This is a genomic window from Desulfuromonas sp. TF (genome assembly GCF_000472285.1).
Lineage (GTDB): Bacteria > Desulfobacterota > Desulfuromonadia > Desulfuromonadales > ATBO01 > ATBO01.
The window spans coordinates 211,079-233,038 of the sequence record NZ_KI421421.1 but is presented as its reverse complement, the minus strand read 5'-3'; the positions used below and the strand labels follow the sequence as shown (position 1 = coordinate 233,038).

Sequence of the window (21,960 nt, the reverse complement as noted above, 5' to 3'; positions counted from 1 at the left end):
CGCCCCCTACCAGACCGACTTCAGCAGCCCCTGGGGGCGAAAGAGCAGGACGAAAATCACGGCGACGTAGGGAAAGACGATGGCGAACTGCGGGGCCAGCAGGATGCCGATGGCATCGGTGAGGCCGAAGATCAGGGCTCCGAGAAGCGCGCCCCAGACATTGCCGAGCCCGCCGATGATCACGATGAGGAAGATCTCGATGATGATCGACTGATCCATCCCCTGGGTGATGTTCTGGGTGGGGGCCACCAGGGCGCCGCCAATGCCGGCCAGGTAGCAGCCCAGCACGAAGACGGCCGAATAGATGAGATTGACGTTGATCCCCACCGCTCCCACCATCTCGCGGTCGACGGCGGCCGCCCGGGAAATCTTCCCAAGCTTCGTGCGGCGGGTGAAAAACCACAATCCGAAGGCGAAGAGCGGCCCCAGGCACAGCAGGAACAGGTTGTAGCGGGGGAAGGGCGTCCCCAGCAGGGAGAAGGATCCCTGAAAGACTTCGGGAACACTCAATGAGCGGTAGTCAGAGCCCCATATCATCTTCACCAGATCGCCGAAGACCAGCGCGAAGGAGAAAGTGAAGAGCAGGAGCATCATGTGGTCCCTCTGGTACAAGAAGCGGAAGAGCCCCCGCTCCATGGCCAGACCGATCAGCGCCACCGCCAGGGGGGCCAGAAGCAGGGCGAGCCAGAAACCGGCACTGCTCTGGCCGAAATAAACGGCGACGGTGTAGGTGGTGAAGGCCCCGATCATGTAGAGGGAGCCGTGCGCCAGGTTCGGTATGCGCAGCACTCCCAGAATCAGGGTCAGGCCCGAGGCGACGATAAAGAGAATGGTGGCCTTGCTGAGACCCACCAGAACCTGGATGCAAAAGACCGAAAGGGTAAGACTGCTCAAGAATTCCACCTCAAGGGGGTAAGGTTATTCAGGAGCCGGCTCCGACGAATTCTGCCGAAGGCGCGGGGCAAGAATAACGGGGCTGCCGTGGTCGCGGCAGCCCCGCCGGTAAACCCTGAACTACTTGGCGCGCGATTTTTTGATCTCTTCAGCGGAAGGCATCAGCTCCGCGGCGGGAATGACGACGATGTCCGTGGCCGTGAGAGTTTCCTCTCCGGGCGCCTTTTTGGTCACGCCCATGAACATGGGGAGCATCACCTGATGGTCCTCGGCCCGGACGGTGACTTCGCCGATGGGAGAATCCACGCTCAGCCCTTCGAGAGCATCGATGAACTTCTCGGTATCGACCTTCCCGGCCTTCTGGTAAGCCTTGGTGATGAACTGGGCGGTGATGTAGCCGTAAAGGGCGCCCGCCGCCGGAGTCCGGCCGTAGGCCTGTTCGAATTCGGCGACAAAGGCCCGGTTGGCCTCGGTATCCGGGTAGTGGCTGTGGTAGTTGGCGGTGCCGATGACCCCTTCGGGAGCGTCGGTGCCGAGAGGCTTGAGGGTCGAGAGCTCAGTGGCGGTGTGCATGTAAAAGGGGACCTGCTTATTGAAACCGGTCGCCTGGGCGGTCTTCAGAAAAGGGACGCAGCCGCGGCCGCCGGTAGCGACGATCACCGCATCAGGCTTCTCCGCCAGCATGGCGGTGATGTACGGAGTGAAATCGGGCTCGCCCACCTTCCACCAGGACTGGCCGAGGAGCTGGACCTCGGGCTTGAGCAGTTTGAGATGATTCCAGACCCCCTCGGCGATGGCGTGGCCGTACTCGTAGTCGTCACCGGCGATCCAGTATCGGGTGTAGGGAAGCTTGGCCAGGCCGACCGCCGCCGCCTTGCCGATCATGGCGGTATTCTCATTCATGGAAAAGGTGTAGCGGTTCCCCTTTTCCCCGGTGATCTTGTCGCTTTTGGCGAAGGTCGCCAGGAAGGGAATCTTTTCCGTTTTCGCCAGATCGGCCACGGCCAGGGCCAGGGCGCTGTTGATCGTCCCCATGAGGATATCGACGTCCTCCCGCATCACGAGTTCCTTGGCGGCGGCGAGGCCGATGTCCACCTTGAACTTGCTGTCGCGGGTGACGAATTCGATCTCCCGTCCCAGCACTCCCCCCTGGGCGTTGATCTTCTTGACCGCCAGAGCGAAGGCGTCCCGGACATCGTTGGTGTAGGTGCTGGGCGGTCCGGAGTAGCAGTCAACGATGCCGACCTTGATCTTTTTGGCGGCCTGGGCATCGGGGACCGCGAGCAGGACGCACGCGGCTAGAACCGCAAAGGCAAGGGTTCCGACGAGAGTCTTCATGGAATAGGGCCTCCTGTAAGAAGTGTTTTGCGCCTGAAATCATTCCGGGGATAATGATAAAGCTTTGTTATGTCGTTTTCAATGACAATTTGACCTGAATCCGCGAGTTTACATTCCGCCTCGCGGGGGCTCCCCAGCCGAACCCTGCGGGGCCAAAAAAAAGCCGGGCTCAAGGCCCGGCATTTCAGGTTAGACTCAGGAGGCGAGTCCAGTAGTTTTCGATTTCAGGGATGTTTCATGTTGTTTCTAGAAGAAGTACATGGCCGAGAACTGGAAGCGGTCGCCTTCCGGCTCCTCGCTCGAGCCGATGTAGTGGGTTTCGAGATGCATCCACTCGGCCCCGAAACGGACGTTGGCGAAATCGTAGGTGGTGTTGATCCAGTAGGCGTCGTTGTAGCTGCGGACCGTACCAGGAGGGTCGCCAGCGGTACCGAACGGTCCACCCGCCGCGACAATAGTGCCGGTCGCGAGTGCGTCGCGGTAGTCGCTGGTGTCCGAAATCCCCCTGCGGCCGTAGCCGGCGGTGATGCCGAGCGGCTGGGTCGGGTAGTAGATAAGCTGGCCGACGGCGCCGTAGCCTTCGGCGGCGTCCACGCTGCCCCCTGCATCCTGCAGGAAGCTGTACTGGGTGGCCTGCACATGGGTCAGACCTTCGGCCATGTAGGCCTGCGCCTGGAAGGACAGGGTCCCGGCGCGGCTCTTGCCGTCGCTGGACTTCAGGATGGGCACATGGGTGTGGATGCCGACGCCCCAGGAGTCGAAGTCGTCGTCAGAAAGACCCGCAGCGGGCGGGGTGGCACCCGGAGCGAGACCACCTGAGCCTTGGCCGGCGTTCGCCGGAGAAGTGTCGGACTCACCCCAGAGGCCGAAGACGCCGACCATGAAGGGCTGCATCGGGAGACCCCAGTAACCGGGGGAGACGCCGAGGGCCTTGCTGTTGAAGTTGATCTGCCCGGCGGCATTGACCGGACCCTCTTCGTCGTCCTGCTGGGGATCCTGCAGGCCGGCGATGATCTGCAGCCAGTTGTTCTCGTTGAAGTTGATCTTATGGGTCACACGGGCCTGGGCAACGCGGGGGTTGTTCGGTCCGCCGATGTTGGCGCCGGTGCCGAAGTCGAGGGTCGATGCCGCAAAGGGGCCGAAGATATCCCACCACTGGCCGAACAACACCTGGGTGTTCCCCCAGTCCAGGGTGAAGTTCGCATGCCTCATCCGCAGATTCCCCCGCTCGTTGACTCCGGCGGGACCGTAAAAGTCCCCTTCGACAAACGCCCTGGTCTTGGCGCCGAAGGCCTCCGGGCCGGTCACCGTCAAATTAAGGCGGGTCTGGCGGGCGGTGAACTGGGATTGATCCTCGTTCTCATTGGCCGGGGTGACCGTGGACAAAGTTGCAAATTGCGGTATGGCCGTGGTGAAATCCTGATGGATATAATCCAACTTCACGTAACCGCCGATCGTAGCATCGAACTTGGTCGATATCGTACCGGCGATGGCGTTCCCTCCAAACAATACACCAACCAAACAAGCGACTGACAACAACAACGTTTTTTTCATGATCGACTACCTCCGATATAGAGTTAACCTCAGGAACATCGCAGCTTCTGCCCGATTTCATGCAAAAATACACAATACCTCTGGAATCCACCTCCTTTCATATGCATTTGATTGTGCGGGAGCAGGTGCCCACTGGGCACGGTGCCGTCAAGCAAAAGGAAATTTCAAATTATTTTGTGTTGGGGGGCATGCTCAAAGCTAAGAATCGATCAAAAATCAACCAAAAAAATTCATGTATGAAATCTCGGTATTAAATTCTGTTCGATTTTATAGAACATTGTTTGTTTATGTCAAGACATTTCGATGGGAATTTACATCTTTGATGGAAAAAAATAAATCTCATAAGATGCCGGTTTTGCGGTTCAAAGCTTCACCTTGTTGTGTGAGCAGCCGGATTCCAGACCTTCAATCCCCGCACACGAAGATTATTCTGTCAGGATGCCGGTCCACTCCGAAAGGATTTTGATTATGGCGAGGTGAAGCTCTTTTGCTCGTAACGGTGTTATAAAAATAACAAAGGCAAATGCCTCACATATACGGCGGGTTAAAGCTATCATGAAAATTCGTATACCTCAACCACTTTTTTGTTAGGAAGGGCATAAAACATTATTTGCAAGGAATTTTTCCCCAAAGAATCGCGCGGCAAGCAAGAGTTCGAGCTTGGCAAGCGCCTGGATTGAAAGATGAAATGTGCTCTATCATCAGGCAGAAGACGCGGACGCGCCGATGGATTCGCGCAACGCCTTCCCTGCACCAGCAGAAAAAAACATGTACGGTCCTGAGTGGAAGAAGTTTTCCTGTCCGCTTTGCCGCGAAGAATGTGATGATAAAAGCCCCCGGGTAAATGGATTCGAGGGTAGCATGGCATGCAAGAAAGAATATGGTAGAATCTCCGTTTGTCAACTCAGACCCCAAAGCTTTCCAATGGAATCTTCGTTTGCCAATCCATCCCAAATGGCCTCCCTGGAGAATCACCGTTTGCAAGGATCCGAGCCTCCTCACCCGCGAACTGATATCTATTTCCATATCCAGACAGAGTCAGAACATGGTGCACCTGCAAATGAATCTACCGGGTTGAAAACCCCGGTCCCGAATTAATCGGCATATGCGTACCATAAAACCCTTGACAATATAGAACATGGTTATATATGTTACCAGTCAAGATCTTATGTTTAATAGGAAAGATGCACCGAAGAGGATCACAAACAAACAAACAAACACTGTTCTATTAATTAGTTGTTAATTGAACTTTCATAATGAAACGGCTATCATATTACACATTTCTAATATCTCTGTATACTTAAAAGTTTCTAGACTCGCCTCCTGAGTCTAATTTGCAATGCCGGGCCAAGCCCGGCATTTTTTTTAAAGAGCGTTTCGCAAACATAAAGAAAGGCGGCAATCATGCATACATGACGGCCGCCTTCTGTGTGTGCTTTATGCAATCAAGATTTTAGTGGAAGGCCGAGGGCTAAATGGCCTTACTTAGATTTCCGGGCCGATAGATCTTCAACAGAGCCTCCGCCATCTCCGCGGGGCTGGCGGCGACACTGATGCCGCACTCCTCCAGGACCTTCACCTTCTCCTCTGCCGTTCCCTTTCCACCGGAGATGATCGCGCCGGCATGCCCCATGCGCTTGCCGGGAGGGGCGGTACGCCCGGCGATGAAGCCCGCAACCGGCTTGCTCATGTTCTCCTTGACGAAGCGTGCCGCTTCCTCTTCGGCGCTGCCTCCAATCTCGCCGATCATGATCACCGCCTCGGTGTCCGGATCCTCCTCGAACAGGGACAGCACATCGATGAAGTTCGTGCCGTTAACCGGGTCGCCGCCGATGCCGACGCAGGTCGACTGGCCGATGTCCCGGGTGGTGAGCTGCCAGACCGCCTCATAGGTCAGGGTGCCGCTGCGCGAGACGATCCCGACTTTCCCCGGTTTGTGGATGTAGCCGGGCATGATGCCGATCTTGCACTGCCCAGGAGTGATCACGCCGGGGCAGTTAGGGCCGACCAGGCGGCTCTTTTTGCCAGCCATGTAGGCCTTGACCTTGACCATGTCGAGAACCGGTATCCCCTCGGTGATGCAACAGATCAGCTCGATGCCGGCGTCGACCGCCTCCATGATGGCGTCGGCGGCGAAAGGGGGCGGCACGTAGATGACCGAGGCGGTTGCGCCGGTCTCCTGGACGGCGTCCTCGACGGTGTCGAAGACGGGAAATCCGTCGATGCTGGTCCCCCCCTTGCCGGGGGTCACGCCGCCGACCATCTGCGTGCCGTAGTCGCGGGCTCCCTGGGCGTGAAACAGTCCAGTGGCGCCGGTGATCCCCTGGGTGATGACTTTCGTATTCTTATCGACCAAGATGCTCATTGATTTCTCCTTATTCAAGCCCCAAGCTGCAAGCTGCAAACTTCGGGATTCTTCTGGATTTAGATTACATGCCTCGCCTTAAAGCTTGCAGCTTATCGCTTGAAGCTGGTAGCTTGCGGCCGTCAGGCCGCAGCAACAGCCTTGACGATTTTTTGCGCCGCGTCGGCCATGCCGTCGGCGGCGACGATGTTGAGGCCGCTCTCCGCCAGCATCTTCTTCCCCTTCTCGACGTTGGTCCCCTCCAGGCGCACCACCAGCGGCACTTCGAGGCCGACCTGCTTGGCCGCTTCGATGACGCCCGTAGCGATGACATCGCACTTCATGATGCCGCCGAAGATGTTGACCAGAATCCCTTTGACCTTCGCGTCGGAGAGAATGATCTTGAAGGCTTCGGTAACTCGCTCGATGGTTGCTCCGCCACCGACGTCGAGGAAGTTGGCCGGCTCGCCGCCGCTGTGCTTGATGATGTCCATGGTCGCCATGGCCAGTCCGGCGCCGTTGACCAGACAGCCGATGTTGCCGTCGAGGGAGATGTAGGAAAGGTCGTACTGGGAGGCTTCGATCTCGTTGTGATCCTCTTCGTCGTAGTCCCTCAGGTCGCGGATTTTACTGTGCCGGAAAAGGGCGTTGTCGTCGAAGCCGAACTTGGCGTCCAGAGCCATCAGGTCCCCTGCGCCGGTCACCACCAGGGGGTTGATCTCGAGCAGCGCGCAGTCCGTTCCGACGAAAGCTTCATAGAGCCCCGTGAGGAGCTTGACCGCCTGTCCCACCTGCTTGCCTTCGAGGCCGAGCTTGAAGGCGAGCTTTCGGCACTGGAAAGCGGTGAGGCCGGTCAGCGGATCGATCGGCTCCATGAGGATCTTCTCCGGAGTTTTTTCCGCGACCTCCTCGATGTCCATCCCCCCTTCGGTGGAGGCCATCAGGGTCACCTTGGAGGTGGCCCGGTCGACCAGGAGGCTGACGTAGAGCTCATTGGCGATGTTGCACCCCTTCTCCACCAGTACGCGCTTGACCACCTTGCCTTCCGGGCCGGTCTGGTGGGTGACCAGAGTCATGCCGATCATCTCCCGGGCGACATCCCTTACTTCCCTGGGTGTCTTGACAACCTTGACGCCGCCGCCCTTGCCGCGGCCGCCGGCATGGATCTGCGCCTTGATCACCCAGGGACCGTCACCTAGCCGCTTGGCGATGTCCCTGGCGCTGGCGCTGTTATAGCAGACGTTCCCGTCGGGTACGGCGACCCCGTACTCCCGCAAAATCTCTTTGGCCTGGTACTCGTGGATGTTCATTTCCGCTCCTGTCGCTACATATAGGTTACATTGATGTCCGAGCCGTGTTCCGGGCCGGGACGAGTGCCCGATTCCTTCAAAAACTGGACACTTAGCGTGCTTTGAGCTTTTCAGTCAGCGCCGGCACCAGTTGCTTGACATCGGCCACCGCCAGCACGTCGGCCACTTCGCCGATGGGAGCGTCCTTGTCGGTGTTGATGGCGATCACGAATTCCGACTTCTTCATTCCGGCCAGGTGCTGAATGGCGCCGGAGACGCCGCAGGCGACGTACAGCTTCGGCGAAACGGTCTGGCCGGTACTGCCTACCTGACGGTTGTGGTCGGCCCATCCGGCATCGACCACCGGCCGGCTGGCTCCGTACTCGCCGCCAAGCGCCTGGGCCAGCTGGGCGATCATCTCCAGGTTCTCGGGTTTGCCGATCCCCCGTCCCGCAGTGACGATGATGTCGGCCTTGGTCAGATCGACCGTGGTTTTCTCCGCGGCCTCGTAGCCTGCGAACTCCAGCCCGCCGGCCGCATCGGCATCGACCTTTTCCACGACGGGAGTCCCGGCTGGCTCATCAGGCAGGCCGAAGGCGCCGGCCTGGAGAGTGACGACGGTCGTCGCCGTCTTCGGCTTCACCTGACGCCGCAGCTTGGCATTGCAGACGGGCACGACAAGCGAGCCGCCGGCCACGCCGACGACCTCGGAAACCTGGGCCGCCTTGAGTGCCAGCGCCACCCGCGGAGCGAGATCCCAGCCGTAGGAGGAGTGGGACAGGACGACATAGTCGGGTTTTTCTTTTTCGATGACTTCGAGCAGCAGTTGCTTGTGCGCCCCGGGATTGAACTCACCGTGCTTCGCGGCGTCGGCCAGGTACACGGTGCCGTCGTATCGGGGCAGACTCTGTTCGCTGCCCACAAGGAACATCGATGCCTCGGCGCCGAGTTCCCGGGCAAAGGCGACCAGTTCATACGTTGAATCGAGCAGCTTTCCTTCTCTATATTCGCCAACCAGCAGTGCTTTCATCGTTACCTCCCTAGGCCAGTACGCCGGTTTTTTCTTTCAGAATTTTAATCAACTGATCAGCCAGGTCGCCGACATCTCCTTCGAGGATCAGACCGCCCCCCTTCTTTTCGGGGAAGTAGATCTTCTCGGTCGTAAGGAGTTCCTCCACCTTGAGCAGCTCTCCGACCTCAACACTGAGGAGTTCCTTCTTCTTGGCCTTCATGATGTTGGGCAGGGTCGGGTAACGGGGAGTATTGAGGCCGAGCTGACAGGTGACCAACGCCGGAGTCCGTGCCTTGACGATCGCCTTGAGGCCGCCTTCGAGCTCACGCTTGGCGGTGATGGCCCCCTCGTCGAAGGAGAAGTCGACCACCGTGGTGACCGCGGGCAGCCCGAGCATCTCGGCCACCAACACGCCCACCTGGGCGGAGCCGCGGTCCTGGGACTGCATACCGGTGAAGATCACGTCGAATCCCTTGTCCTTGGCAAATTCGGCGATAATGGAGGCGATCTCGAAGGAATCCTTACGGTGGCTTTCATCATCCTTGACGTGCACGCCCCGGTCGCACCCCATGGCCAGCGCCTTCTTCATCATCTCCTTGACACGGTCGGGGCCGATGGAGAGCACCGTGATATCCGGCGAGCCGCCGTGCTGCTCCTTGAGCTGCACCACCTGCTCCACGGCGTACTCGTCGTACTCGTTCATCCGCCAGGCCAGGTCGCTTTCGGCGTACCACGTGCCGGCGCTGTCCACCTTGAACCTCGATTCCATGTCCGGAACCTGCTTGATGCAAACCAGTAATTTCATCATCTACCTCCAAGGAAGAAATGGGTTTTTGCTTTCCGTAAAAAAACCACCACGAAGGCCCGAAAAGATCAGCGAAGGAAGAGAGAGAGCTTCGCCTTGAGAGAGGAGGCCTGTCCGGACCTCCGTGGTGGAGGCAAAACCATTTATCGCTACAGCCGCTCGGCGAGGATCTCCGCGATGTCTCGGGGCGCCAGATCCCCTTCGAGCCCGGCCCCCTTCACTCCGTCCTCGAACATGGTCAGACAGAAAGGACAGTTGGAGACCAGAGTCGGGGCCTTTGTCTCCGCGGCCATGCCCACCCGCTTGACGCTGATGCGGCTGCCCAGATTCTCCTCGGCCAGGATACGTCCGCCGCCCGCGCCGCAGCAGAAGCTCTCGGCTCTGCTTTTGTCCATCTCCTCTATCCTGCCGCCGGCTGCCTGAATCAGCGTGCGCGGCGCTTCGTAGATGTCGTTGTAGCGGCCCATATAACAGGAATCGTGGTAGGTGCAGTCGAAGGTCTCGGCTTTCACCTTGAGCTGCCCCTGGCCGAGCAGACGGTCAAGGAAGACGGTATAATGTTCGACCTCAATATCGAAGCCGAGATCGCGATAGTCCTTGGCAAGAGTATTGAAGCAGTGAGGGCAGGTGGTGACCACCTTCTTCACCCCGTACCCCTTGATCAGCTCGATGTTCTCGGCGGCCAGGGTCTGGTAGAGGTACTCGTTGCCGAGCTTGCGCGCCGGATCCCCGCAGCACTTCTCCTCCTTGCCGAGAATGCCGACCTTGACGCCGGCGGCGGAGCAGAGTTTTATGAAACTTTTGGCCACCGCCTGGTTGCGCTTGTCGAAAGAGGCATAGCAGCCGACGAAGTAGAGAACATCCACCTCGGCGTCCTCTGCCAAGGTTACCACCGGCAGATCCTTCGTCCAGTCGCCGCGGGTGGCGTAGCCGATCCCCAGGGGATTGCCGTTGACTTCCAGCTGATCGACCGCGGTCATCACCTCTTCGCCGGGAAACTCCCCTTCCATAAGCACCAGATTGCGGCGCATATCGATGATCTTGTTCACGTGTTCGATGGATGCCGGGCAGATTTCCTGGCAGGCGCGGCAGGTCGTACAGGCCCAGAGGGCGTCCCTGGTGCACGTATCGACCAGGTTCGCCTCGGGCTGGTCGAAAGAGACCTCGCCGATCTGCTGGACGATCTTCATCGGTGAGAGCGGCTTGTCGGTGGCCCAGGCCGGGCAGCGGTCCTGGCAGCGTTTGCACTTCATGCAGGCGTCGCTGTCGAAGATGTCTTTCCAGGTGAGGTCCGTCACCTTGCTGACGCCGAAGCTTTCGGCTTCTTCATCCTCGAGATCGATCGTGGTCATCGCTCCTTTCGGACCGAGGGGCGCCAGCAGGTAGTTGACGGGGGTGGTGAAGAGATGACGAAGCTTCGTGAAAGGGATGGCGATGATAAAACTGATCGTCAGGGCGAGATGGAACCACCAGGTGCCGGTATGCAGACTGCGCAGAGCATCGTCACCCATGCCGGCCATGGCCTTGGCAAAGACCAGACCGACCGGCGACCAGGCCGCAAGCGGAGTACCCAGTTCAGTGACCGCCATGCGCGCGCCTTCGAGAACAAACCCGGTGAGAAGGATGACAAAGAGCAGGCCGTGCATGATGGCGTCGTCGCGATTGGTCTCCAGACCTTTCGGGCGCACCAGGTAACGGCGAACGAAGAGGCCGGCGAGCATGACCAGGGCGACGAGGCCGGCCACATCGAGGGTGACGGAGAAGAGCTTGTAGAAATTCCCCTTGAGGAACTTCACGCCGAAGAGCGGATCGGTGAAGTCGGCCTGCAGGGCAATCAGACAGGTGCCGATGAACAGCAGGAGAAACCCCCAGAAGAATAGGCTGTGAAGGCTGCCGGGGCCCTTGACCCGCAGCACCCTGAGCTGCCCCAGGGCGTTCTTTAAAAAATAGGGGATACGCTCCCCGAGATTGTCGAGGCGATTCAGGGGCTGACCCTGCCGGTAGACCTGGATACGTTTCCAGAAGGCCCAGCCCAGCACGCCGAAAGCCGCGAAGGCCAGCAGATACATGGGGATGAGCACCCCGGCGCTATGGCCTATGTTCCAGTAGATCTCTCTTGTATATTCCATATATCACCTCTGGGCGTATCTTTTTACAACTCGATCGCTCCGTCACTTGTTTTTGAAATCAGGCTTTCTCTTGTCCAGAAAGGCCGCCATCCCCTCCTTCTGATCGTCGGTGGCGAAAAGGGTGGCAAAGAGGGTGCTTTCGTAGCGAAAGCCGTCCTCCTTGCTCATGTTCAGGCCGCTGACCAGGGCGTCCTTTGCCGCAGCCACCCCGAGCGATCCATTGGCCGCGATCTGCCGGGCGGTTTTCTCGGCACTGTCGAGAAGCTCGGCGGCCGGAAGAACGTCGTTGACCAATCCCCACTCATGGGCTTTTCCGGCGTCGATCATCCGGCCGGAATAGACCAGTTCGCTCGCCCGCTTGGGGCCGATCAGGCGGGAGAGGTTCTGCGTGCCTCCGAATCCCGGCATGATCCCCAAGGTGACCTCGGGGAAACCGAACCGGGCCTTTTCCGAGGCGTAGATGAAGTCGCAGGCCAGGGCCAGCTCAAGCCCTCCGCCAAGGGCGAAACCGTTGACGGCGGCGATGACCGGCTTTCTCATGCGCTCGATGGTCAGAAGAACCTGCTGTCCCTCTCGGGCAAACCCCAGGGCCGCGGAAGGCGTCATGTTCGCCATCGCGGCGATGTCGGCTCCCGCAACAAAAGCCTTTTCTCCCGCCCCGGTCAGCACCACCACCTGTACCCCGGAATCTTCCTCCAGGGCAGCAAGAGCGCTCCGCAGCTCCTTCAGCACCTCTTCATTCAGGGCGTTCAGGACCTTTGGCCGATTGACGGTCAGCAGGGCGACGCCGTCCTTGTTTTCCACCAGAAGATGGTTCATTTTCCCCTCCTCACTCGTAGCGATAGAAGCCATGCCCTGTTTTTCTGCCGAGGCGGCCGGCTTCGACCATCTTCACCAGCAGCGGGCAGGGGCGGTACTTGGGATCCTTGAATCCGCCGTAGAGCACCTCCATGATCGCCAGACAGGTGTCCAGTCCGATGAAATCGGCCAGGGTCAGCGGTCCCATCGGCTGGTTGGTTCCGAGCTTCATTCCTTTGTCGATATCCTCCGCGGAGGCGACCCCTTCAAAAAGGGCGAAGGCGGCCTCGTTGATCATGGGGATGAGGATGCGGTTGACGATGAAGCCGGGGTAGTCGGCCGATACCGCCATTTCCTTCCCAAGTTTCTCCACAAGACCGGCCGTTGCCCGGAAGGTCTCGTCGCTGGTGGATAGCCCGCGGATCACCTCGACCAGCTTCATGACCGGCACCGGGTTCATGAAGTGCATGCCGATGACCTTTTCGGGTCTCTTCGTCACCGCGGCGATGCGTGTAATGGGGATGGAGGAAGTGTTGGAGGCGAGGATCGCTCCCTCCTTGACGATTCCGTCAAGCTTGCGGAAGATGTCGAGCTTGAGCTCCTCGCGCTCGGTCACGGCCTCGATGGCGATATCGCAGCCGGAGAGGTCCTCCATCTGCTGTGTAGAGCGGATGCGCCCGAGAATACCGGGGATGGCCGCCGCGTCGACGGCCCCCTTCTCGGCCTGGCGGCCGAGGTTCTTCTCGATCCCTTTCAAGCTTTTCTCCAGTTGGGCCGGGGCGATGTCGAAGAGCACCACCTCGTAGCCCGCCTGGGCGAAGACATGGGCGATGCCGCCCCCCATCTGACCGGCGCCGAGTACGCCAACGTGCTTGATCATCGATTCCTCCCTGGTGCAAAAGATGTAATTTCTTACCGCCCGTTCGCTTACGCTCACTCAAGGCGCAAAGCCCGCAAAGGAACCACAACGAGAAAGTTTTTCTTTGCGCCCTTTGCGCCTTTGCGGTGAACAGACTTTTAAACCCGTTCGAAGATGGCCGCGACCGCCTCGCCGCCGCCGATGCACAGGGTGGCCAGGCCGTAGCGGGCCCGGCGTTTCTGCATTTCCCGCACCAGAGTGGCGGTCAGGCGGGCGCCGCTGACCCCCAGAGGATGACCGATGGCGACGGCGCCGCCGTTGACATTGACCTTCGCCGGATCGATCCCCAGCTGCTTGATGGCGAGCAGGGTCACGGCTGCAAAGGCCTCGTTGATCTCGAAGAGGTCGATGTCGCCGATCTTGAGCCCCGCCTTGGCACAGGCTTTCTCGATGGCCCCCACGGGCGCCTCGGTGAACTGGTCCGGGTGCAGGCTGTTGCTGGCATAGGAAACCAGGCGGGCCTTGGGCTTGAGGCCGTATTTTCCCACCGCCTCGGCGCTGGCGAGCAGGGTGAGAGCCGCCCCGTCGTTGATGGTCGAAGCGTTGCCGGCGGTGATGGTTCCGTCCTTTTTAAAGGCTGCACGCAGGCCGGTGATCTTGTCGAAGTCGACTTTGAAAGGTTCCTCGTCCCTGTCGACGATCGTCTCACCCTTGCGGGACTTTTTCACCACCGGGACGATCTCTTCGGCGAAGATGCCGTTCTCCACGGCCGCCTGGGCCTTGCGATACGATTCAAGGGCGAAGGTGTCCTGCTCTTCCCGGGTCAGACCATGCTTCTCGGCGGTGGCTTCGGCGATGACCCCCATGTGGTTCTTGCTGTAGGGATCCTGCAGTCCGTCGTGAATCATGAGGTCCAGCAGTTCGCCGCTGCCCATCCGGTAGCCGTAGCGCCCCTGCTTCAGACAATAGGGAGCCCCGGACATGTTTTCCATCCCTCCGGCAATCACGATCTCGGCATCGCCCAGGCGGATGGAGCCGGCGCCGAGCATGAGAGCCTTGAGCCCGCTGCCGCAGACCTTGTTGATGGTCATGGCGGGAACGGAATCGGGCAATCCGGCGTAACGCAGAGCCTGACGGGCCGGTGCCTGGCCGGAGCCGCCGGAGAGGACCTGGCCGACGATCACTTCGTCGACGGCATCGGCCGGAAGGCCGGTCCGCTCGAGGAGCCCCTGGATGACGGCAGCCGCCAGATGAGGCGCCTCCACATCGGCAAGCGCTCCGCCGAAGGACCCCTGGGGGGTACGCAAGGATTCAACCAAATAGACTTCTTTCATAGTTCCTCTCTCCCTAACTCTCGCTTGACCTGCCTGAGTAGCTTCCCTGGCCTTGTTTCAAGTATAATGGTACCTAAATACTTATTTTTCGTCAAGGATTTATCTTGATCTTGTTCGATGAGAGCCGCCGACATTCGATCGGCGGCTCTCATTTGCCTTAATCCCGGCCTCCGGGCATCAGACTTTCGATCAGATCCTCAGTCCAGGGAACCCCTTTGGCCAACCCCTGACGCAGCTTGACGAAATCGATTTCGCGGCCGGTCTCCTTGGTCCCTTCGTTGAAGGCGCGGAAGCCGGTGCGGGCCTCGTTCATCATGTTGAGTGCCAGCCAGGCCCTGGAATTCTCCTTGTTGCGGTTCCAGGCCTCCAGCTTGGGCTTGCGCAGCTCCTCGAGGCTCTTGGTCATGCATTCGGGGAACGTCTCGAGCAGCTTGGCGCAGAGCTCCTCGACTTTCTTGTCGAGCATGCTCAGATCGATCTCGCCGTTCTTGATCAGTTCCCGGCCTTCCTTCAACTCGGCGCCGGTCTTGAACTCGCCGTGAATCACCCTTCCGTATTCGTCCAGGAACCGGTCGGTGATCACGGTGGGGTTGGCGACGAACTTTCCATCGACCTTGAGAGCGGGGACCACGTCGGCGATGATCCCGAGGCGGGCCGCCTTGTGGGCCGAGAAAGGCTCGCAGAGGGTACCGGAGACCATGGCCTGCTCACAGCCGATCATCACCGGCAGGAAGTCGGTGGCGCCGCCGATGGCCGCCGACCCGTGCTTGGGACCGGCCTGGCCGAAATTGGCGAGATCCTGGGAGATAGTGAAGTCGCAGGCCATGCCGATCTCCTGCCCGCCGCCGATGCGCATCCCGTTAACCCGGCAGACCACCGGCTTGTCGCAACCGAGGATGGCAGAAACCATGTCGTTGAACAGGCGCATGTACTGGCGGTATTCCTGCGGGTTGCCGGCGTAATATTCGGCGTACTCCTTGGTGTTGCCCCCCGTGCAGAAAGCCTTGTCGCCGACGGCCGTGAAGACCACGGCGTTGACTTCACGATCGACGGAAGCACGGCGAAAAGCCAGGATGGTGGCTTTGACCATGTCCGTCGTGTAGGAGTTGTACTGCTTGGGATTGTTGAACTGAATCCAGGCGTTGTAGAGCCCTTCCGCCACGCTGCCGTCGTGGCGCCTGGCGGGGCGTTTTTCATAACGAACCATGCCGTCACACAGGCTCTCCACGTCCTTGTCGATCAGATTATGATCAATCAAGTGGGACGGTGCGCTTTTGGCGATAATCTCATCTGTTGTAGCCATTACTTGCCTCCTTTTTTCCTCGGAATTGTTCCAGCGTATCTTCCAGTCATGTGCCGCCTGCCCTGGCCGGCAGTATTAGCCGCCTCTTTTTGTGTAAAGTAGTACCTTAATACCTTTTTTGTGTCAAGCAAATTGTTCCCGTCCGCACCGATTCAAAAATTCAAGGGGGCCATCCCCATTCCCCGGTTCAAACCTCCCCCAGGGCGCGCCCCAGGAACCTGCGTGGATTAGCGGAAAATACCTGAACTTCCACCTCCTCCGGCAGTTTGAGCTCCTTCACCAGCCGGATGTAGTCAATGACGGTTTCCGGCGCGTAGAGAAATGCATCGGAGCCGAAACAGACCCGGTCGGGATAGTGGAGGATGAAGTCCCGATAGCTCGCCGGATTGCTCTGAATTTGGTGCAGCATCGAGGCGAGATCGGTGTAAACATTGGGATGACGGTCGAGAATTTTGCAGAAAGCCTTCCTCCCGATGCCGAAGTGGGCGAAATTGACCCGAATCCCGGGAAAGTCTTCCAGCAGTGCTCTCATCAGGTCGCCATAGCGCCGGGCGTCCATGTGATACAACAGCGGCAGATCGTGAGCCTCGGCAAAGGCGAAGATATCCCACTCGCGCCTTTGGTACTGCTCGAGACTGATGCCGAAAGTGTCTGGAACGTTTCCGACCCCGAGGTCGTTTTCGTCATCGGCGAGGTAAATCCCCTTGATGCCGCGAAACCCCTGCTCGATGTATCCCTGCAGAGCGGTCGATACATCCCCCCACAGGTGGCGTGTGTCGACCAGAGGCAAGAGGACCGGCTCGGCCAGGCGGGATAGTTCAAGGAGGTCCTCCGCTTCATGGAAGAGGGGGTCGCCATGGTTTTCCACAAAACCGGGGATCAGGTTCCACATGGCTTCGGCATCCAGGTGCGTGTTCACCAACCCCACGACGGCCAGATGCCTGACCCCTTCCTTGCGAAGCGCCTCGATTCCGCGCGAGACGGTTTCGGCATGGGCTCGTCCGGTGAAGCAGTGCATGTGGACATCGATGACCTCATGGGGCATCGGCTGCTCCCTCCTTATGGTCTGTGAAAGTTATTGGGTTATCCGCCCGCGTGCTCAGGACGCCCGACGATCGCCTCGATAACCGTAATCCGGTCTTCCTCGAGATTGCGCACCAGGTTTTGCGCCATTATCCGGAAATCCGATCCCAGCAATAAATGGAGGCCAAGGGGTGCCGGTCCCTTGCGGCGGACCTTTTCCCCTATCCGGAGAAACCAGGAACGTGCCTCCGCCGTCGTATCCCGCCAGCTTCTGATCTCGAAGCCGATTTCCTCAAGGATCGCGCGCATCCGCGCCGGCTCCGTCAGAAAACTGATGGAAGGCTCGCGAGCCCAGGGAACGGGAAAGTGAACCGGCCCACCCGCTCCGGCACAGATATCGTAAATTGCCAGCACACCGCCGGGTTTCAGAACCCGCCGCATTTCACGGTAGAGGTTCGCTTTGTCGGGAATGTTCATCGCCGCATGCTGGGTCCAGAGGACATCGAAGACGGCGTCCCCGAAGGGCATTTCGAGGGCATTGCCGCAGCGGTAGGAGACGCGGGTATCAAGGCCGAGGCGCCGGGCAAGCATGGCGGCGACCCGGCAATACTCCTCGGCAAGATCGAGCCCGGTGACCCGGCAGCCGACCTCCGCCGCAAGAAACCGCGAAGCGCCACCGAGACCACATCCCACATCCAGGACCTCCATGCCGTCATCGAGACCGATCCGGCTGGCGAGTTCAAGTGTCGCCTTACGGCCCCGGATGTGGAATTCGTCGATGGAAGCCAGGTCTTCGAGGTTGAGGCGGTCGATATCCTTCCCCTCTTCGGCCAGAGCAGCGAGTATTGCCGCGCCAAGATTTCCAAGATCCCGAGGGGAATAGTGGGCCTTCACCCTGTTGGGATCCACGCCGGGTGCGTTCATATTCGCCTTCATCCTCCTGGGAACGAGTGGGGATTCAGGGGCTCAGACCAGCGTCAGAAGCACTTGACCGATCTCGACGCTGTTTCCCTCCTGAATATAGATTTCTCCGATGGTCCCATCCTTGTCGGCGCAGACCTCATTCTCCATCTTCATCGCCTCGAGAATCAGCAGCAGATCGCCCTCCTGAACCTTCTGCCCCGGGATCACCTCGATTTTCCAGACGTTGCCGGTCAGAGGAGCCGCGATTCCGTTCTTCGCGGCTGCCGGAGCGGTCGCAATCTGCGCGGGAGCAGCCCCGGCGGTTCCCGCCTCTCCGACAAAGGTCAGCAAAGGTTGCTCCGCGTTAACCGCATCGCCCTCCTTCACCAGGACCTCGGCGATGACTCCGGATCTTTCGGCGAAGACTTCGTTCTCCATCTTCATCGCTTCGAGAATGAAGAGGAGATCGCCCTCCTCGACCTCTTGCCCGGGTTGGACCTCCACTTTCCAGATATTGCCGGCAAGGGGAGCACCCATCGTCTCCACCGGAACCGGGGCGGCGGATCCAGGGGGCGCCGCGGCCGCCGCAGCGGCCGCGGCCGCGACAGCACCGCTCGCCTTGACGACCTGAACCACATAAGTCTGTCCCCCCCCGGTCACGGTGAACGTTTCACCGCCGAGCGCCGCCGGCGCGGAGGGCTTGGACGAGACATCTTCGGCCGTTGGAGCAGGCTCGAACGCCGTCAGATTGCCGCGATTTTCGATAAATTTCAGCCCTACCTGCTGGAAGAGGGCATAGGTCAGCACGTCCTCCACCTCGTTGTCGGCCAGCGCGATCCCCTTTTCGGAGGCAATCCGGCGCAGCTCGCCGGTGAGTTTCTCCATTTCCGGGGCGAGGAGATCCGCCGGGCGGCAGATGATGGGCTCCGCCCCGTCCAGAACCTTCTTCTGCAGCTCCTTGTTCACCGGGGCAGAGGTCGCACCGTACTCGCCCTTGAGGACCGCGGCGGTTTCCTTCGTCATCGACTTGTAACGCTCGCCGGTCAGGATGTTGATGACGGCCTGGCTGCCCACGATCTGGGAAGTGGGGGTCACAAGAGGAATAAAGCCGAGGTCCTCCCTGACTCGGGGAATTTCCTCCAGCACCTGGTCCATCTTGTGGATGGCGTTCTGTTCCCGCAGCTGGCTTTCCATGTTGGTCAGCATGCCGCCGGGGACCTGGGCCATGATGATCCGGGCATCGATTCCCTTGAGGGATCCCTCGAATTTCGCGTACTTTTTGCGCACTTCGCGGAAGTGATCGGAGATTTCCTGCAGAAGGGCCATATCGAGGCCGGTAGCACGCTCGCTCTCAGCCATGATGGCCACGAGGCTCTCGGTGGGGGAGTGGCCGTAGGTCAAGCTCATGGACGAGATGGCCGTGTCGACGTTGTCAGCCCCGGCCTCGATGGCCTTCACATAGGTGGCGGTGGACATGCCGGTCGTCGCATGGCACTGCATGTGGATCGGGATGGCGAGCGCTTTCTTGAGCCTGGTGACCAGCTCATAGGCGACGTAGGGAGAGAGGAGGCCGGCCATGTCCTTGATGCAGAGGGAGTGGGAACCCATGTCCTCGACACGCTTGGCGAGCTCAACCCATTTGTCGATGGTGTCCACGGGGCTGACGGTATAGGAGATGCTCCCCTGGGCATGTTTGCCCTGCTTGATGACGGCCCGGACGGCAGTCTCGAGGTTGCGGGGGTCGTTCATGGCATCGAAGACGCGGAAGACGTCAATGCCGTTCACAGCCGCCCGCTCGACGAACTTCTCGACGACGTCGTCGGCATAATGACGGTAGCCGAGGATGTTCTGCCCCCGGAACAGCATCTGTTGCGGGGTGTTGGGCATGGCTTTTTTCAGCGCCCGGAGTCGTTCCCAGGGGTCTTCGCCGAGGAAGCGGATGCAGGCATCAAAGGTCGCCCCGCCCCAGACCTCGAGCGACCAGTAGCCGACCCGGTCGAGCTTTTCGGCGATGGGGAGCATGTCTTCGAGACGCATGCGGGTAGCCAAAAGGGACTGGTGCGCGTCACGCAGTACAACCTCGGTGATCCCGAGTGGTTTTTTCTCCTTGCTCATCTTCATACCCTTTCCTTGATTCCTCTTTAGAAAGAAAAGCCCCGGATGACTATCTTCCGGGGCTTTTCTTTTCGGTGCGACTTATCCCCTCATCCCCTTTATCCCTTGATGATGCGGGGCAGGAGCATCTGGTGCACAGGGGTGATGGATTTGGGGTTCTGGTAGTTGGCCCCGGTGAAGGCCTGGATGTATTTGCGCAGGCCGGGCAGGGAGACGATCTCGTCCACGAAGCCGGTCTTGGCGCAGTAGGCGGGGCGAGACTTGTCCTGATAGTCCTGGATCATCTGGTTCATCTTGTCCAGCGTCGGCTGAAGGTCCTTGCCGGCCTCCTCATCCTTCACCAGGCGCCGGGCATAGGAGGCGGCGGCGGCCGTCTCGCCGTGCATGACGTAGATCTCGGTCAGGGGCGTCCCCAAGGTGAAGGCGTTGTTGTTGTTCGCCTGCGGGCCGGCCATGATGTAGTGGGCGGCGGCGGAGCCCTTGCGCAGCACGATGCACATCATGGAGAGCTCGGTCTGCTCGATGGAGTAGATCAGGGACTGGCCCAGAGCCAGCAGTTCGGCCTCCTCGGCGGCGTCGCCGACGTCGATGCCGGTGGTGTCCTGCAGCCAGACGATCGGCAGATTGTCGCGGCCGCAGAGAGTGACGAACTCGGCCTGTTTGATGAGCCCCTCGCGGTAGTGCTTTCCGCCGACGCCGGGATAGGCGCCTTCGGCATATGCGGGGTAGCCGGGGAAGACCCCCTGCTGGTTGCCGATGAAGGCCACGGGAAAGCCGTCAACCTTGGCGATGCCTGTGAAGACCTCGCGGCCGTAACCGGGGCGGTATTCCATGAATTCGCTGTTGTCGATGAGGCGAGCCAGGATCTGCATGGCATCGTAGGGGCGTTTCTGGTTCGCCGGGAGGATCAGGTCAAGATCCGTTGGCGACAACCGGGGATCGGCGGGCTCGGCGACCCGGAACATGGTCGGGTCGTAGGCCGGCATCATGCGCATGTAGTCCTTGATCCCGTCGAGAACTCCCTGCTCCGTCTCGTGGACTTCGCGGAAATAGGCGGTGTGGTCGAAGTGAGTCTCCACCCGTCCGGGAGCTTTGGCCTTGAAGCTCTTGGTCCCCTCGATAAGCTGCTGAGCCGCCGCGGCGTCGATATGACCCTTGGGATTCATGCCGCCGACGATACCCGCGCCGCCCACGGCGATGTTCGCCCCCTCATGAGCCAGCAGGATGGTGGGACTGATCCCCTGGTAGCCGCCGCCGGCCGGGTTGGTTCCGTAGATCCCGTTGAGGATCGGTATTCCAAGCTGGTTGAGATCTGCGTGTCGGTAGAAAGGAGCCCCGCTGGAGCGGCGCCCGGCGTAGACGGTCTCCTGCTCCATGAGCTTGACGCCGCTGCAGTTGGTCAGCCAGACCAGCGGCACGTTGAGGCGCTTGGCCATATCGGTGACCATGAGGATGTTCTCGGCCTGTCCGGCGATCCAGGCGCCGGCCATGACCTTGTTGTCGAAGCCGATGACGACCGCCCACTTCCCCTCGATCTTCCCCAAGCCGTTGACGACCCCGGTACATCCCTCTTCGTTGTCCGTGGGGTTGTAGAGGGTGTGCAGGGGGCACCAGGTCCCCTCGTCGATCAGGTACTCGAGCCGGTCATAGATGGTCATCCCGCCGCGCTCGTGGATCTTGGCGGCGGGAATCCCCGAATTTTTAACCCTCTCCACTTCCGCGGCGAGGATCGCTTCCTGCTCCCGGACCAGTTCGACGTTCTCTTGGGAGCGCCGGATCTCTCCTTCCCTGAGCTCCTTGCCGATCTCGGGCATTTTTTCGAAGTACGGACGCAGCGGCGTCTGCTTGCGTGGCATGGTGTACCCCTTTCACTGTGCTTAAGGTGGATCGATTTATTTCCGAACGACGATGACCTCGCCTGCCTTGGTGGGCTGCAGCGAGGTCCCGTCTGTTGATGGCCGGGTCAGGCAATGATGGCGAGGACATCCCCTTCATTGACCGCGTCGCCTTCCTTGACCCGCAGTTCGGTGATGGTGCCGCTGTCGTCGCTGAAGATGGGGGTTTCCATCTTCAGGGCCTCGAGGATGATCACTTCATCGTCCATCTCGACCTTATCGCCGACGGCCACATGAATTTTCCAGACGTTGCCCGCGATCGGTGAAATCAGCTCTGCCATGGTCACATCTCCTGTTTGAATGAATTGATTCAAGAATCAAGAATTATCAGTTTAACGCAAATCTGTGAGGGGTGAGGGGTAAAT

The 21,960-nt window shown here is 59.8% G+C and carries 17 protein-coding genes; all 17 read right to left on the bottom strand.

All coding sequences use genetic code 11. The annotated features are described in order from the left end of the window. Nucleotides 1-6: 6 nt before the first annotated feature. Complete coding sequence (locus DTF_RS0112310; RefSeq protein WP_081702946.1) at nucleotides 7-903, bottom strand: branched-chain amino acid ABC transporter permease; 897 nt, start codon at nucleotides 901-903, stop codon at nucleotides 7-9. 111 nt (nucleotides 904-1,014) lie between these two features. After that, the gene (locus DTF_RS0112305; RefSeq protein ID WP_027715562.1) at nucleotides 1,015-2,232 is read right to left on the bottom strand and encodes an ABC transporter substrate-binding protein; all 1,218 of its coding nucleotides are present in this window, start codon (nucleotides 2,230-2,232) and stop codon (nucleotides 1,015-1,017) included. Nucleotides 2,233-2,478: 246 nt separating this feature from the next. Beyond that, the gene (locus DTF_RS23360) at nucleotides 2,479-3,675 is read right to left on the bottom strand and encodes a hypothetical protein (RefSeq protein WP_162148640.1); all 1,197 of its coding nucleotides are present in this window, start codon (nucleotides 3,673-3,675) and stop codon (nucleotides 2,479-2,481) included. Between the two features lie 1,582 nt (nucleotides 3,676-5,257). Next, nucleotides 5,258-6,151 carry a succinate--CoA ligase subunit alpha gene (sucD, locus tag DTF_RS0112295; RefSeq protein WP_027715561.1) on the bottom strand — a complete coding sequence of 298 codons (894 nt, stop codon included), beginning with the start codon at nucleotides 6,149-6,151 and terminating at the stop codon, nucleotides 5,258-5,260. Nucleotides 6,152-6,273: 122 nt separating this feature from the next. Next, nucleotides 6,274-7,440 (bottom strand): ADP-forming succinate--CoA ligase subunit beta, encoded by a 1,167-nt coding sequence (sucC, locus tag DTF_RS0112290; RefSeq protein ID WP_027715560.1) that lies wholly within the window; start codon nucleotides 7,438-7,440, stop codon nucleotides 6,274-6,276. A 91-nt stretch (nucleotides 7,441-7,531) separates the two neighbouring features. Further along, nucleotides 7,532-8,449 carry an electron transfer flavoprotein subunit alpha/FixB family protein gene (locus DTF_RS0112285; protein ID WP_027715559.1) on the bottom strand — a complete coding sequence of 306 codons (918 nt, stop codon included), beginning with the start codon at nucleotides 8,447-8,449 and terminating at the stop codon, nucleotides 7,532-7,534. A 10-nt stretch (nucleotides 8,450-8,459) separates the two neighbouring features. Further along, on the bottom strand, nucleotides 8,460-9,236 hold the full coding sequence (locus DTF_RS0112280) for an electron transfer flavoprotein subunit beta/FixA family protein (protein ID WP_027715558.1): 777 nt from the start codon (nucleotides 9,234-9,236) through the stop codon (nucleotides 8,460-8,462). 149 nt (nucleotides 9,237-9,385) lie between these two features. Beyond that, complete coding sequence (locus tag DTF_RS0112275; protein WP_027715557.1) at nucleotides 9,386-11,365, bottom strand: heterodisulfide reductase-related iron-sulfur binding cluster; 1,980 nt, start codon at nucleotides 11,363-11,365, stop codon at nucleotides 9,386-9,388. 42 nt (nucleotides 11,366-11,407) lie between these two features. Then, nucleotides 11,408-12,184: an enoyl-CoA hydratase/isomerase family protein gene (locus DTF_RS0112270; RefSeq protein WP_035056971.1), complete on the bottom strand. Its 777-nt coding sequence runs from the start codon at nucleotides 12,182-12,184 to the stop codon at nucleotides 11,408-11,410. 10 nt (nucleotides 12,185-12,194) lie between these two features. After that, nucleotides 12,195-13,043, bottom strand: a complete 849-nt coding sequence (locus DTF_RS0112265) for a 3-hydroxybutyryl-CoA dehydrogenase (protein WP_027715555.1) — start codon at nucleotides 13,041-13,043, stop codon at nucleotides 12,195-12,197. A 137-nt stretch (nucleotides 13,044-13,180) separates the two neighbouring features. Beyond that, the gene (locus DTF_RS0112260; protein ID WP_027715554.1) at nucleotides 13,181-14,356 is read right to left on the bottom strand and encodes a thiolase family protein; all 1,176 of its coding nucleotides are present in this window, start codon (nucleotides 14,354-14,356) and stop codon (nucleotides 13,181-13,183) included. Between the two features lie 157 nt (nucleotides 14,357-14,513). After that, nucleotides 14,514-15,659, bottom strand: coding sequence for a 6-oxocyclohex-1-ene-1-carbonyl-CoA hydratase (gene oah / locus DTF_RS0112250; RefSeq protein WP_027715553.1), 1,146 nt, complete (start codon nucleotides 15,657-15,659; stop codon nucleotides 14,514-14,516). A gap of 187 nt (nucleotides 15,660-15,846) precedes the next feature. After that, entirely contained in the window at nucleotides 15,847-16,704 is an 858-nt protein-coding gene (locus DTF_RS0112245) for an amidohydrolase family protein (protein ID WP_027715552.1), read from the bottom strand. A gap of 38 nt (nucleotides 16,705-16,742) precedes the next feature. Further along, a complete protein-coding gene (locus tag DTF_RS0112240; protein ID WP_027715551.1) occupies nucleotides 16,743-17,606 on the bottom strand; it encodes a class I SAM-dependent methyltransferase in 864 nt (287 codons plus the stop codon). A 42-nt stretch (nucleotides 17,607-17,648) separates the two neighbouring features. Beyond that, entirely contained in the window at nucleotides 17,649-19,700 is a 2,052-nt protein-coding gene (oadA, locus tag DTF_RS0112235) for a sodium-extruding oxaloacetate decarboxylase subunit alpha (RefSeq protein WP_027715550.1), read from the bottom strand. 98 nt (nucleotides 19,701-19,798) lie between these two features. Continuing rightward, a complete protein-coding gene (locus DTF_RS0112230) occupies nucleotides 19,799-21,556 on the bottom strand; it encodes an acyl-CoA carboxylase subunit beta (RefSeq protein WP_027715549.1) in 1,758 nt (585 codons plus the stop codon). Between the two features lie 107 nt (nucleotides 21,557-21,663). Continuing rightward, on the bottom strand, nucleotides 21,664-21,876 hold the full coding sequence (locus DTF_RS0112225; protein WP_027715548.1) for an acetyl-CoA carboxylase biotin carboxyl carrier protein subunit: 213 nt from the start codon (nucleotides 21,874-21,876) through the stop codon (nucleotides 21,664-21,666). Nucleotides 21,877-21,960: the final 84 nt, after the last annotated feature.